This window comes from Prevotella rectalis, from assembly GCF_900607215.1.
In the GTDB taxonomy this organism is placed as follows: domain Bacteria; phylum Bacteroidota; class Bacteroidia; order Bacteroidales; family Bacteroidaceae; genus Prevotella; species Prevotella brunnea.
Map to the genome: position 1 here is coordinate 456,128 of NZ_LR027820.1, position 13,889 is coordinate 470,016.

General features: G+C 38.6%; 11 protein-coding genes. 5 read left to right on the plus strand and 6 right to left on the minus strand.

Annotation, left to right across the window (positions count from 1 at the left end; genetic code table 11):
- The first annotated feature begins 48 nt into the window (after positions 1 to 48).
- The gene (nspC, locus tag E0E16_RS02800; RefSeq protein WP_130828730.1) at positions 49 to 1,212 is read left to right on the plus strand and encodes a carboxynorspermidine decarboxylase; all 1,164 of its coding nucleotides are present in this window, start codon (positions 49 to 51) and stop codon (positions 1,210 to 1,212) included.
- Positions 1,213 to 1,258: 46 nt separating this feature from the next.
- A complete protein-coding gene (locus E0E16_RS02805; RefSeq protein ID WP_130828731.1) occupies positions 1,259 to 1,945 on the plus strand; it encodes a DnaJ domain-containing protein in 687 nt (228 codons plus the stop codon).
- 724 nt (positions 1,946 to 2,669) lie between these two features.
- On the opposite strand, the gene E0E16_RS02810 is transcribed toward E0E16_RS02805, so the two are convergent.
- Positions 2,670 to 3,068 (minus strand): DUF8479 domain-containing protein, encoded by a 399-nt coding sequence (locus tag E0E16_RS02810; RefSeq protein ID WP_130828732.1) that lies wholly within the window; start codon positions 3,066 to 3,068, stop codon positions 2,670 to 2,672.
- Between the two features lie 168 nt (positions 3,069 to 3,236).
- Between E0E16_RS02810 and lepA the strand changes: the two genes are divergently transcribed.
- Positions 3,237 to 5,018 (plus strand): translation elongation factor 4, encoded by a 1,782-nt coding sequence (gene lepA / locus E0E16_RS02815; RefSeq protein ID WP_130828733.1) that lies wholly within the window; start codon positions 3,237 to 3,239, stop codon positions 5,016 to 5,018.
- Positions 5,019 to 5,042: 24 nt separating this feature from the next.
- On the plus strand, positions 5,043 to 5,639 hold the full coding sequence (locus tag E0E16_RS02820; protein WP_130829722.1) for a Crp/Fnr family transcriptional regulator: 597 nt from the start codon (positions 5,043 to 5,045) through the stop codon (positions 5,637 to 5,639).
- Between the two features lie 174 nt (positions 5,640 to 5,813).
- Here E0E16_RS02820 and E0E16_RS02825 read toward each other — a convergent pair whose 3' ends face one another.
- Together E0E16_RS02825 and E0E16_RS02830 are read right to left on the minus strand one after the other, a co-directional pair.
- Positions 5,814 to 6,272 carry an HU family DNA-binding protein gene (locus tag E0E16_RS02825; protein ID WP_130828734.1) on the minus strand — a complete coding sequence of 153 codons (459 nt, stop codon included), beginning with the start codon at positions 6,270 to 6,272 and terminating at the stop codon, positions 5,814 to 5,816.
- A gap of 452 nt (positions 6,273 to 6,724) precedes the next feature.
- A complete protein-coding gene (locus E0E16_RS02830; protein ID WP_130828735.1) occupies positions 6,725 to 8,914 on the minus strand; it encodes a S9 family peptidase in 2,190 nt (729 codons plus the stop codon).
- Positions 8,915 to 8,971: 57 nt separating this feature from the next.
- Here E0E16_RS02830 and mnmL point away from each other — a divergent pair, with 57 nt between their 5' ends.
- Positions 8,972 to 9,859, plus strand: coding sequence for a tRNA modification radical SAM protein MnmL/YtqA (gene mnmL, locus E0E16_RS02835; RefSeq protein ID WP_130828736.1), 888 nt, complete (start codon positions 8,972 to 8,974; stop codon positions 9,857 to 9,859).
- 63 nt (positions 9,860 to 9,922) lie between these two features.
- On the opposite strand, the gene E0E16_RS02840 is transcribed toward mnmL, so the two are convergent.
- From E0E16_RS02840 to mtaB, 3 genes are all read right to left on the minus strand, one after another.
- Entirely contained in the window at positions 9,923 to 10,726 is an 804-nt protein-coding gene (locus E0E16_RS02840; RefSeq protein ID WP_130828737.1) for a gliding motility protein GldB-related protein, read from the minus strand.
- 133 nt (positions 10,727 to 10,859) lie between these two features.
- Positions 10,860 to 11,870 carry a glycosyltransferase family 2 protein gene (locus tag E0E16_RS02845; protein ID WP_130828738.1) on the minus strand — a complete coding sequence of 337 codons (1,011 nt, stop codon included), beginning with the start codon at positions 11,868 to 11,870 and terminating at the stop codon, positions 10,860 to 10,862.
- Positions 11,867 to 13,228, minus strand: a complete 1,362-nt coding sequence (gene mtaB / locus E0E16_RS02850; protein WP_130828739.1) for a tRNA (N(6)-L-threonylcarbamoyladenosine(37)-C(2))-methylthiotransferase MtaB — start codon at positions 13,226 to 13,228, stop codon at positions 11,867 to 11,869. Before mtaB ends, E0E16_RS02845 begins: the two co-directional genes overlap by 4 nt.
- Between the last annotated feature and the right edge of the window lie 661 nt (positions 13,229 to 13,889).

Sequence of the window (13,889 nt, forward strand, 5' to 3'; positions counted from 1 at the left end):
GGTAGATATTATTTCCGAGTTTCACAAATTATTTGCTACTTTTGCAGAATGAAAGTAAATTCTTCAACATTTAGGGAAATAGGGCAACCTATATATATATTGGAAGAAGCAAAATTGCGCAGCAATTTGTCGTTGATAGCTGATGTTGCCAAACGAGCTGGTGTGGATATTATTTTGGCGTTTAAAGCTTATGCTCTATGGAAGACATTCCCAATATTCAAGGAATATATAGGTGCCACAACGGCATCTTCTCTATATGAAGCGAAATTAGGCTTTTTAGAATTTGGAGTGCCAACTCATACTTTTTCGCCTGCCTACACAGCTTATGAAATTGATGAGATTTCCAAATGTTCTTCTCATTTAATTTTTAACTCCCTTTCTCAATTTTATCGTTTTTTCGAGAGTGCGAAGAAAGCCAATCCAAACCTTTCTGTTGGTTTGCGTGTTAATCCGGAATATTCTGAAATAAAAACAATGTTGTACAATCCCTGCGCGCCGGGTACTCGTTTTGGCGTTACGAATAAAAAGTTGCCGGATAAATTACCAAACGGAATAGAGGGGTTTCACGTGCATTGTCATTGCGAGAATGGTAGCGATGTCTTTGTAAGAACATTAGGGCATATAGAGGATAAGTTTTCTGCTTGGTTCCCCCAACTGAAATGGATTAATTTTGGTGGCGGACATCTCATGACCCATTCAGATTATGATGTCAATACATTGATAAAAGTGCTCAAGGCATTCCGTGAAAAATATCCTTGGCTACATGTAATATTAGAACCCGGAAGCGCTTTCGCATGGAATACGGGGTGTTTGGTGTGTCAAGTAATAGATATTGTTGAAGATAGCAACATTAAGACGGCTATCCTCAATGTGAGCTTTACTTGCCATATGCCCGATTGCTTGGAAATGCCTTACCACCCTCATGTCAGAGGTGCCGAAGTTATGTTAATCAATAAGCCACAACATCCTTATACGTATAGGCTTGGTGGTAACAGCTGCCTGAGTGGCGATTGGATGGGGTCATGGAAGTTTGACCATCCCTTGCAAATAGGTGAAAATATTATTTTTGAAGATATGCTGCATTATACAACTGTAAAAACTAATATGTTTAATGGTATATCTCACCCTTCAATAGCCATGCTTCGTACGAATAATGAATTGGAGATGTTAAGAACATATACTTACGAAGATTATAAATCAAGAATGGACTAAATGGCATGTGTTTTGCTATTCTTTTCATAATAAGGAGGAACAAAATATGGCATTTATAGATTATTATAAAATACTTGGAGTAAATAAAAATATACCACAAAAGGATGTAAGAGCAGCTTATAGGAAGCGCGCAAAACAATTCCATCCCGATCTTCATCCCAATGATCCGAAAGCCAAGGCTAAGTTTCAGGCATTGTCTGAAGCTTATGATGTAATTGGTAATCCTGAAAAGCGTGCCAAATATGATAAATATGGTGAGCAATGGCGTAATGCCGAGGCGTATGAGAATTTTGGAGGAAGGGCAACCGAATGGGACAATAGGGGAGGAGCAAGTCCTTTTGATGGATTTGATTTCAATTCTTTTTCTTCAGAAGGGTTTAGCAGCTTCTTTCAGGATCTCTTTGGCATGAAAGAAAAGAGACAAAATGCCGAAATGTATATGGGACACCCCAAATCTGAAAAAGTTGCGGATAGAAAAATTAAAATCAATTTGGACTTCTATACGGCAATCTTAGGCGGTGAGATTATCCTTTCTTTGTCCCCTAACAAGAAAATAAAATTAAAAGTAAAACCCTATACTCAAAATGGATCAAAAGTGAGATTGAAAGACAAAGGCTACGATAGAGGGAATGGTACTTATGGGGATTTAATAATCACTTATAATGTAACTATGCCAACATCTTTGAATCAGCGCCAAAAAGATTTGTTGAGGCAAATGAAAAATTCCCAATAGCCAGCTATTTGTATATTTGCTTTTGGTCGAATGTTATCATCTAAAGCTCATGCCTTGTATATTTTCACAGAAGCTCGCAATTTTTCATTGTATGCAAAAGATTCTCGGTGAGGTCGTCGATAACGGTCATGTCGCCATCGTGTGAGAAGTAGCGTTCCATCATGTACGCGAGTTCGGGATAAGAAAAGTTCTTAAAAAGTTGGTAATCTCGCTTATTATTTGTACTTTATGGTTGAAAATCAATAAGTACAAATAAAAACAAAGCGATGATTACCAAAGATAAAGTTGCTGAAATATTCTGTATTACCGACGAGATTAACGTGTGTGGAGCGTATTTATAAAAGTCTTATATGGAAAAGTGTTCGCTGACAGAGGATAATCAAGACAATTGGAACTTTTCTAAAGATTTTCTTATCCCGAACTCGCGTAAGTGATGGTAAACAGACGCTTGATAGCGAACATTCGTCTTGATCAGTACTGCGAAATTATATTACAAAAACAGCCTTCGAGGTATGCTTTGTAATCTATTGATAATCAGTGTGATATTAATTGCGACTTAAAAGCTAAGCTTTTGCAGGCTAATTCATGACCTTTTGCATTGCAAAAGCTTAGCTTTTGGAAAGCAAAAGGTAAGTTTTGGATGGGTGAATGAAGAATATTTAGGACATTGTTGGTCATACCCATAATTAATAAATCCAACGAATGGTTGTACCCTCATGAATTGTTACTTTCGATAATCGTTTTTTGTTAGTTTAATATCCAGCAATGTCTTCTGAGGGGCTTTCCCGGAGTGATAGGTATAACGAAAATTGAATCCTGCATCTTTGTATGCTTTGGTGTTTGTTTCATTCCTTACGGCTTTTAGCAGCGTTTGGAACAATTGTTTCTTGTTGGATTCGATAATCTTAGGATTATCCGCTTCATTAAAGATACTATAATAGTAACGAATGGTTCGAGTATCGGTATCAAAACTCATACTATCCATACGTGTATTATTCCTTATTGGTGTTGGACATCTTTTTGTTGTGTACTCTTTACATTCTTTTGCCACACGTTCTTCCAAATTTTCCTGACAAGCAACCGGTATCAGAAAAATTAGGAATAATGGAATTAGTTTCTTCATGTCTTTATGTTTATATGATAAAAAGGTAAGATGACCTCACAATTAGATATTCTTTACCCATGAGCTCACCGTTGCAAAGATAAGCTTTTTTGCGCATTTTTATAAATTGTTCTTTCTTATTTCTCGTTTTTTATTGGTAAATTTGCATAATAAAAGATAACACCCCCAATGGAAAATATAAGAAATTTTTGCATCATTGCACACATAGATCATGGGAAATCTACATTGGCAGACCGCCTTCTTGAATATACAAATACCATCCAAGTAACGGCAGGTCAGATGCTGGATAACATGGATTTGGAACGTGAGAGAGGAATTACCATTAAAAGTCATGCCATCCAAATGGAATACGAGTATCAAGAAAAAAAATATATTCTGAATTTGATTGATACGCCGGGACATGTAGATTTCTCATACGAGGTTTCGAGAAGCATAGCGGCTTGTGAGGGAGCCTTGCTAATTGTTGATTCTACTCAAGGAGTGCAAGCTCAGACTATATCTAATCTTTATATGGCCATAGATCATGACTTGGAAATAATTCCTATTGTTAATAAGATAGATATGCCCAACGCCATGCCTGAAGAGGTAGAAGATGAAATCATTGAACTTATTGGCTGTGAACGAGAGGACATTATTCGTGCCAGCGGAAAAACGGGCGATGGGGTTTCCAAGATATTGGAAGCAATCGTTGAACGCGTTCCGTGTCCCGTTGGTGATAAAAATGCTCCTTTGCAAGCATTGATATTCGACTCCATATTCAATTCTTTCAGAGGCATCATCACTCTATGCAAGGTGACAAACGGAGTGATTCGAAAAGGCGATAAGGTAAAGTTTGTTCAAACGGGTATGGAATATGATGCAGATGAGGTGGGGGTGTTAAAAATGGACATGAAGCCTACCAAAGAATTATCAACGGGAGAAGTGGGCTATATTATTTCCGGAATAAAAAATGCCACAGAAGTAAAAGTGGGAGATACCATTACTCATATTGAGCAACCTTGCGAACAAGCCATTGCCGGTTTTCAAGTGGTGAAACCCATGGTATTTGCCGGTGTGTATCCGATTGATCCCAATGATTATGAGAATTTGCGCGCTTCATTGGAAAAATTGCAGCTCAACGATGCTTCTCTTACCTTTCTTCCTGAAAGTTCACAGGCTTTGGGATTTGGCTTTCGGTGCGGCTTTTTAGGTTTGCTCCATATGGAAATCGTACAGGAACGACTTGACAGGGAATTTAACATGGATGTAATAACTACCGTGCCCAACGTCAGTTACATGGTGTATGACAAGATGGGAGAAAGTAAGGAAGTTCATAATCCATCAGGATTGCCGGAGCCTACCATGATTGAACATATTGAGGAACCATATATAAAAGCTTCCATTATAACATCTGCTGATTATATCGGACCGATTATGACTTTGTGTTTGGATAAGAGGGGGGAACTCGTAAGTCAGAACTATGTCAGCGGCAATCGTCTTGAGTTGATTTTTATGATACCACTGGGTGAAATCGTGATTGACTTCTATGATAAGTTGAAAAGCATCTCCAAAGGATACGCGTCTTTCGATTATCACATCGATTCTTTTCGTCCGTCAAAACTTGTAAAGCTCGATATATTGTTAAATGGAGAGCCCGTGGATGCTCTTTCCACTTTGACTCATGAAAGTAACGCTGTTGGATTCGGGAGAAGAATGTGCGAGAAATTAAAAGAATTAATTCCAAGACAACAATTCGATATTGCCATACAAGCAGCCATAGGTGGGAAAATTATTGCGCGTGAAACGGTAAAACAAGTTAGAAAAGACGTAACGGCCAAATGCTATGGAGGTGATGTCAGCCGTAAACGTAAGTTATTGGAGAAACAAAAAAAAGGCAAGAAACGCATGAAGCAAGTTGGTAATGTCCAAGTCCCGCAGAAAGCGTTTCTTGCAGTGTTGAAATTGGACTGATTAACAGTGAAGGAGGAATTATTAATGAAAGAGACCATCGAGACCAGAGATATCGCACGCGAATTGGCGCGTAAATATAGTACGATGACCCATGACGAATTGGATGTTCTTGAAAGTATTCTCGTACCCATAAAATTTGCAAAAGGTGAAATGATATTAAAAGAAGGCGAGGTATGTAAGAATATTTATTATATAGAGCACGGACTTATTCGTCAATTTTATTTCAAAAACGGAAAACAAATCACAGAACATTTGGGCGAAGACCGAACAATTTTCATGTGTATAGAAAGTCTTTTCAGAGAAGAGCCCACAAAACTTCAGGTTGAAGCTTTGGAATCGACGCTTGTTTTCGCTCTGCCGAAACATCGATTGGAACAAGTAGCCTTGCATAATGTTAATATTCAGATACTTTATCGTAAAATTCTTGAAGAAAGCCTTATCATTTCCCAAAAACACGCAGATCTTGTTCGATTTGAGACTGCTCAAGATCGATACAAGAAAATGTGTAAGATGAATCCGCAGGTAATTCTGCGCGCGCCTTTGGTATATATTGCAAGCTACTTGCAGATGACTCCCGAAACATTAAGTCGCGTAAGAGCATCGACGGTTCTTGACTGGTAATCCCCCTATTGTCTTTCCTTTAAAAAGGTTGATTTGTAAAGTCAATGGTTGTTGGCATAATGGCATGTTCAACGGGGACTTGAACATTCCCAACGCCGGATACGGAACACAGACTAATTTTATGAAAAAGTCCCCCTCTTCACTCGAATGGAAGAGGGGGATTTTTCTAATTCTTTATGGGTTCACATTTTCGCCACCCGTTGTGCCACCCGTTGTGCCACCCGACGGCTTGGCTTTCTTCTTCTTTTGCTTCTCCACACGGAAGAACTCGACATTCTTAAGCTGGCGGAAATCGGTCGTTGGCGTGAAAATTATCTGCGTCTTCGAGATACACTCCGATGGCTTGAAATCCTCCTCTTTCTCTACCGCTTTCGATGTGAACGTGGGACGGAATGTGCCCAGCGGACCGCCATCGACGATGTAGCCTTGCGAACAAAGCTGGTTCAAAGTCTTGCGGAACTTGTAGAATACGGCTGCCACATCCGCCTGTCCGACGGTGGAATCCTCCACCATGCGCTCGCAAAGTTGGTCGAACGAAATACGCTGTTTCTGACAAACAGGGCTTGCCACAAACATTTCCTTGCCCTTCGACGGACCGAGAGCCATTTTTCGTTTGTTCAGTGAATAATCCATACTGCTAAAAAATTAAATGGTTAATAGATCGCATGGGCAACATTATCCGCACCCTTCGCAGAACCTTCCGTCCACGCGTCTGCCACAAAGATAGGAAAAAGATTCTGTATTTGCAAGCAAACAATACTGCTTTTTATTTGTAAGCCTGACACTTTTTTATAATTCCAATATTAATTTTTCACAATGGCAATATCAACTTTTTCAGAAGCAATATTGGCTTTTTTCAATGGATATGCGAGCTTATTGGAAAAACGATTGTACTTTTCGTGCAAAAAGATTATACTTTTCGTGCAAAAAGATTATACTTTTCATGCAAAAAGATTATACTTTTCGTGTAAAATGATGGTACTTTTTTATTACTATCAGGAAAAGCTTTTATTAATTTCCAAAATTAAGGCTGACACTTCTTGCGAGGTGTCAGCCTTTTTGGGATTTACCGGACGGCAATAGTATCAAAGATTGTTTATAAACCATTCCGCCACTTGTCGAAGCAAATGGTTTCGGGTATTACCTCCGTAAATGCTATGATTTCTATTTGTGTAGAAGTTTTCTTTGAAATCTTTATCAGCCTGAACCAGTGCTTCTGAATATTCATAAGCGTTTTGAATATGAACATTGTCATCAGCGATACCATGACATATCAGAAGTTTGCCATTGAGCTTACCCACGCGTTCGATGGGATTCGTGGCATATCCGTCAGGGTTTTCTTGTGGCGTGCGCATATATCGTTCTGTATAAACGGTGTCATAGTAACGCCAGTTGGTGGGAGGTGCAATAGATACTCCGGCCTTGAATGTATTTCTTCCTTCACTCATACTCATCAAGGTGTTGAAACCTCCAAAGCTCCAGCCCCAAATTCCTATCCTGCCGGCATCCACATATTTTTCCTTACCCAACCAAAGAGCTGCTTCCACCTGATCTTTTGATTCCAAATCACCAAGTCTCTGATAAATACATTTTTCAAATTCGGCTCCGCGACCACCCGTTCCGCGACCATCCACAGAAACGATTATAAATCCCTTTTGGGAGAGATAAGCATCGAAAATCCCCCCGTTTCCCATTGATCCAATCGACCAGCTGTCAACTACTTGTTGGCTTCCGGGACCACTGTATTGATGCATGATAACGGGATACTTCTTGTTTTCGTCAAAATCGGAAGGCTTCATCATCCATCCGTTCAGTTCAATGCCTTCTGATGTCGTGAACTTGAAAAATTCTTTTGTTGGTATGTCGTATTTAACAATATTGGCGAGGAGAGTATCATTGTTCAAAACCTCTCGAACCATCTTTCCGCGATTGTCATATATGGTATAGACATAGGGATGATTGCGGTCGCTCCATGTGTTCAGGAAGAATTTGTAATCTCCGGAAAATACGGCATCGTTCCACCCGTCTTTCAAGGATAGACAACTCACTTTTCCATGCTTGTCAGCAACATACGTTTCACGTTGCATGGGCGTTTTTCCGGCCGCTTGAAAGTAAGTGCTGCCTGTTTTTTCGTCATAACCATATACTTTGGTAACATCATAGGCTCCCTTTTCAATTTGGCGAATCAGTTTCCCCTCAAGGGAATAGAGATAAAGATGCATGTAGCCATCTCGGTCTGAAGGCAGAAGAATGCAATTCTTCATAATGGAGATACCTTCCATAGCCTCCTCTTTCACGTATTTTGGAACGTTCTCTTTAATCAGCAATCTACATGTACCTGTCAATGGATTACTTACATAGAGATTAAGCATATCCTGATGTCGGTTCATTGTGTAAATTAGGATTTGATTTTCTCGTGGAAAGGTCTTGACTCTTGGAACATAGCCATCAGTGTCCAATGGCAGTTGATATTGAAGCGTCTTTCCATTAATCAGATTATGCGCCCAAACTGTAACCTTTGAATTATCTTCTCCGGCTTTCGGATATTTATAAGCATATTCGCCGGGATATACCATGAATTCTTTCCTTGTTGGTTTGCTTCCCATGAAAGTTTGCAATGAGTAGGTCTTTACTTTCGATTCATCGTAACGAATCCAACTCAATGTTTTGCCATCACTGCTCCATGCCAAAGCGTTGTTGAACCCAAACTCTTCTTCGTTCACCCAATCGGGCACGCCATTGATTATCTCATTAAACTTTCCATCTGTTGTAATCTGTTTCTCGGTTTTCCCATCTGTGATGAAAATATTATTATCTCTTACAAAGGCGATATGTTTCCCATCAGGCGAGAAAGTCGGAATCTGTTGTAACCCTTTCTCGGATAGCTTTTTCATGGTTTTGTTTTTTATGTCATATAAATAGAAATCGGCCTTGTATGATCTTCTATATATGCGTTTGGTGTTCGTTTGTATCAAGATGCGTCCATCATCCGATATCTTATAGCCTTCAAAATCATTTATCGACACCCCTTTAGTATCTGCAACATCAAAGAGGACGCCTGTTTCTTTTCCCGTCTTAAAAGAGTACTTAACAATCTTTTTTGAATCGGAAGACATCTGTGCGTATTCTGATGTCCCTTTTAGCGGATTAACACCTGAAATTCTTTTCGCCGCAAAAGCATTATCGGTAAAATCTTTAAGCGAAATAGGCTCACCGGCAAAGATTTGAGCTGACACTGTGATGATAGTCACACACATAAATAGTATCTTTTTCATATATTTCATTGATTTAACAGTACAAAAGTACAAAAATATATATAACTTTGCAAAAGTATGGAACAATACTATTGTGATTTTGGCAATTGGATACGCAAACAATTTCCTTTTCGTGTTCAAAAAATATCTGTCGATGCCGGATTTACGTGTCCCAATAGAGACGGAACGATAGGGAAGGGGGGATGTATTTTCTGTGATAACCGAACATTCAATCCTGTTTACTGTAAAACGGAAAAGACAGTAACTCAACAATTGGAAGAGGGCAAGAACTTTTTTGAAAGAAAATATAAAGATATGAAATATCTTGCATATTTTCAGGCATATACAAATACTTATATGCCTTTAAAAAAGTTGCGTCAATTATATGAGGAAGCTCTCGAAGTAAAAGATGTGGTGGGATTAGTCATTGGAACCCGCCCCGATTGTGTAAACACGGAATTGCTGGATTATTTAGAGGAACTTAATCATAAGACCTTTCTAATTGTTGAGTTTGGGATAGAGAGTTGCAATGATAAGACTTTGAACTTTATCAATCGAGGACACAATTTTGCATGTACGAAAAGAGCAATAGAGAAAACCGCAGATCGTGGAATATTTGTGGGAGGGCATGTAATTATCGGGCTTCCGGGAGAAGATAAAGAAGAAAGTTTGCGTCAAGCTCCCATCATATCTTCTTTGCCTTTGACCATTCTCAAAATCCATCAAATGCAAATTATTCGAGGCACGAAATTGGCAAGTTTATACAGAGAAAAGCCCTTTAAACTCTATAGTCTTGATGAATATGTTGAGTTAATTGCGGACTACATACGTTTAATTCGCAAAGACATGGTGTTCGAACGTTTTGTTAGCCAAAGTCCTGCAGAACTTCTTATCGCTCCGAAATGGGGTATAAAGAATTATGAGTTCACAAATCTCCTCAATAAATATCTTAAAAATAAATCCTAAAAAACTATTTCCCATTTTATCTGATAGATAGGAAAATCCGAATATATTCCTCTTATTTATCGATTATTGTTCGATTCCAAAACATGCGAAATTTGTTAGCTTTAACAATTCTTCATAGGAAGTCTTCGGATGCTCTTTCATGTACTTTGAGACAACTTCTACATATTTTGTCCGATAAAAATGATGAGATAAAGCTTGATTAACAATCCATTGAATTTTTCCCATGTGCAAATCACGTTCCATTTGTGGACGATTTTCAAAATTTTGCAGGGGATATAATCCCATTAGAAAGAATGACAAGCAATCCGGTAGGATATACTCACGTGTCATCTGTTGCCGTTGTTGTTCCGTGTAGTATTTCTTATAAAGAGGATAATCAGCCCCTAAATACTTATCTAGAGAGATGCCTATTGCTCCATTGCCTACCACCACACTTTGATCCAAGGCGGAAATCTGTGCATAAATCATTGGTACAGAAATATTTGGCAAAGAATGTTTTAATCGTGAAAACGCATTGGTCAGTTGTTGATTCAAATCATCCATATTGGCATATTCAGCTTCAACATCTGCTATAAGGCTTTGTAAAGTGGTATCTTGATAAAATTTTAAAAAACGTGAGTTTATGTCAGGTGCAGTTGCGTCACCTATTTTTATAACATCTTCAATGAGTGTTCGGGTTTCAATTGGATATTCTGTGTTCATCTCTTGCAATGCAGAATAATCGCCTGTTGTAAGATAGCGGTATTCAAGTCTGTCATAACGTTCAATAACGATGGCGTGATCTGCTGAATCGTCTTTAGAAAGTCTTAATTGACAGCCTGCAATCAAGAATGACAGAAAGAATAATATGTAATAAATCCTCTTCACTGACTATTTTTCTTATGTATATTGCTTGAGTGGTACAAAAGTAAGTATAAAAATTCGGTTGTGCAAGTAAAAAGTAAAAAGAATTAAAATAAAAAGCAAGAAATCTCCAATTTTGTAAAAAAAACATAAAAACCTACTTTAACTTACTGTATATTTTGTTTCTTTTTACATAATAATTCCATAAGACGGAGTAGTTTTTTCGCATGCTTCTTGGTTTTTGATTAAATTTCGTTGAAACAATCTCTCGCCGTTTAAAATCTTTCCGCCATGTCTTGAAAGCTTTTCTTCCTTTTATGACAGCTTTGAAATCCTGAACGTTCCAATGAAATATTAACATTTGAATGGCCGCCAAATAATCAAGAATGAAGCGAATGCGCATCACTTTGGAAAGCTCTTCTTCCGGTAGGTTTTTCCATAACATCGTAAGATTATTGCGAAAATTGAGGAATGTTTTCTGTGGATTTGTTTTTGGAAGTGTACCACCTCCCAAATGATATACAGAACTCTTGGGGAAGCAATAGATTCGCCCCCCGTTTAATTGCAATCGCCACGCCAAGTCTATTTCTTCGTTATGAGCGAAAAAACGTTCATCGAATCCACCAACAGCCCAAAAGGCTTCTGCACGAATCATCAAGCAGGCGCCCGTTGCCCAAAATATTTCCACCTCATCGTCATATTGCCCTAAGTCTTGCTCCACAGTCTCAAAAACTCTACCCCTACAAAAAGGATATCCATATTTATCGAGTTCACCCCCTGATGCCCCTGCATATTCAAAATGCGATCTACTTAGAAGTGAAAGTATTTTTGGTTGGCATGCAACTATGTCCTTCCGTCTATCCATTTCTGATAAAAGTGGTTGTAACCAGTTTGGAGTTACTTCTACGTCGCTGTTCAAAAGCAGATAATACTCACTTTCTATCTGCTTTAATGCTCGATTGTATCCTCCTGCGAAACCATAATTGTGGGACAATTGAATAATTCTTATGTCGGGATAGGCTTTCGTAAGCCATTCAACGGAATTGTCGGTAGAAGCATTATCGGCTATGATTATTTCCGCTCCTTGTGAATACCTGACCACGGTGGGCAAATATTTTTCAAGCATGTGTTGTCCATTCCAATTAAGTATGACTATGGAGATTCTCATATTGTTTCAACCTTTAATGCTGTTTTGTTAAAATTGAAATCCCCTAATTTTACTTTCATAATTTGATTGTCATATTCTTCCTTTACTTGTGCCGGGGGAAGCTCCACACGAATATAATTTTTGGTAAATCCGTGCATAACTTTGCCTTTCACTGCTTTCTCGAAAAGCACCTCGCTTTCTTGTCCGATGTACTGTTTGTAAAAAGCGGTTGTCATTTCATCGGAAAGCCTTAAAAGTTGATGTGCTCTTTTCTTCTTCTCGCTCTCATCTACTTTATAGGGTATGGAAAGGGCAGAAGTTCCGGGACGCTCCGAATAGGGGAAAACATGAAGTTGTGAAATGGGCAATGAACGAATAAATTGAAAACATTCTTCAAAGTTTTCAGGTCGTTCGCCTCTGCAACCTACCATTACGTCCACACCGATGAAGGCGTCAGGCATTTTCTTTTTAATCAATTTTATCTTGTGTTCAAAGAGAGTCGTGTCGTACCGGCGATGCATTAATTTCAATACTTCATTTGAACCACTTTGTAATGGAATGTGAAAATGAGGCATGAACGCTCGAGAAGTAGCACAATAGTCTATGAGCCTATCGTCTATAAGGTCTGGTTCAAGTGAACTGATGCGAAATCGTTTAATCCTATTCACCTGATCCAATGCTTTCACAAGGTCAAGAAAAGTTTCACCTGTGGTTCTGCCGAAATCGCCAATATTAACACCCGTGAGTACTATTTCTTTACCTCCTTCAAGAGCTGCCTTTTCAGCTTGTGCGACAAGAGACGCTATGGTAGGATTTCTTGAAAGTCCTCTGGCATAGGGAATGGTACAATAGGTACAAAAGTAATTGCACCCATCCTGCACCTTCAAGAAATAACGCGTTCGGTTTCCTTTTGAACAGCTTGGTTGAAACTTTTTTATATCTTTTGTTTTAACGGAATGAATCGAGGGTTCACGAAAGATATTTTGTCCGGAAGCCTCTTCTTGGGATAAATGATTCCACGCATCGCTTAAATACTGAATTAAATCTGCTTTTTCATTGCTTCCCAAAACTAAATCTACTCCTTTTAACTTCGCTACTTGTTCGCTTTCCAACTGTGCATAACAGCCTGTAACTATAATGAATGCGTCGGGATTTTGGCGAACCATTCTGTTAATGATTTGTCTGCATTTATGATCTGCTATCTCGGTTACAGAACATGTGTTTATTAAACAAATGTCAGCTTTTTCATTCTTTTGTGCTTCGCGAACCCCCATATCAAACAAGGTACGTGCAAACGTGCTGGTCTCTGAAAAATTCAGTTTACAGCCTAATGTATAGAATTTTGCCGTCTTCCCTTGAAAAGATGTTGTATCAATCATGGCTGCAAAGATACTTCAAAACGTCCATAACTCCAAATTTTATGTGGCTGTGCCCAATAGTGTTCTAAATATTTTTTAGAAAAACTCACAAAACATTGCATAAACCACGACTTGACATGTTTTATCTCTAACCATAATATAGCGCATTACTTCCTTATGTCTCCAATTTCTATTCAGGTGATGGGAAACAGACGCTTGATAGCGAACATTCGACTCGACCATCACTACGAAATTATATTACAAAACTGCATGCCGAGGCACGATTCATAATCTATTGATAATCAGAGTGATATTAATCGCAATTTAAAAGCTTAGCTTTTGCACTCCAATTCATGACCTTTTGCATTATAAAAGCTTAGCTTTTGGAAAGTGAAAGCTTAGCTTTGGATAGATGAATGAAGAATAATGTCTTTTCCTGAATTCACTTGTCAGATCTGACGATGTATTTCTGTTTTACTTGTCAAATATTTTCTTATTTACTGAATGACTTGACATTAACATTATATAGTTTAAATTTGAAGTCAGTGCACTTGCATAAAAGAAGATGGACAACACCTAAGTTCCGTCATATTTTCGGCAAGGTCTTAGGGGGCTCGATGCCCCCTGGGACCTTTGGTGAAGATGGCATAAGACCGTCGTTCGCCATATTTTCGGCGTTCCA

What these genes read in the sequence shown, in the direction of transcription:
- E0E16_RS02820 (WP_130829722.1), top strand. Translation starts at nt 5,043, where the DNA reads ATGAAAGAGACCATCGAGACCAGAGATATCGCACGCGAATTGGCGCGT.
- E0E16_RS02845 (WP_130828738.1), bottom strand. Translation starts at nt 11,870, where the DNA reads ATGAGAATCTCCATAGTCATACTTAATTGGAATGGACAACACATGCTT.
- E0E16_RS02805 (WP_130828731.1), top strand. Translation starts at nt 1,259, where the DNA reads ATGGCATTTATAGATTATTATAAAATACTTGGAGTAAATAAAAATATA.
- E0E16_RS02825 (WP_130828734.1), bottom strand. Translation starts at nt 6,272, where the DNA reads ATGGATTATTCACTGAACAAACGAAAAATGGCTCTCGGTCCGTCGAAG.
- lepA (WP_130828733.1), top strand. Translation starts at nt 3,237, where the DNA reads ATGGAAAATATAAGAAATTTTTGCATCATTGCACACATAGATCATGGG.
- nspC (WP_130828730.1), top strand. Translation starts at nt 49, where the DNA reads ATGAAAGTAAATTCTTCAACATTTAGGGAAATAGGGCAACCTATATAT.
- E0E16_RS02810 (WP_130828732.1), bottom strand. Translation starts at nt 3,068, where the DNA reads ATGAAGAAACTAATTCCATTATTCCTAATTTTTCTGATACCGGTTGCT.
- mtaB (WP_130828739.1), bottom strand. Translation starts at nt 13,228, where the DNA reads ATGATTGATACAACATCTTTTCAAGGGAAGACGGCAAAATTCTATACA.
- mnmL (WP_130828736.1), top strand. Translation starts at nt 8,972, where the DNA reads ATGGAACAATACTATTGTGATTTTGGCAATTGGATACGCAAACAATTT.
- E0E16_RS02830 (WP_130828735.1), bottom strand. Translation starts at nt 8,914, where the DNA reads ATGAAAAAGATACTATTTATGTGTGTGACTATCATCACAGTGTCAGCT.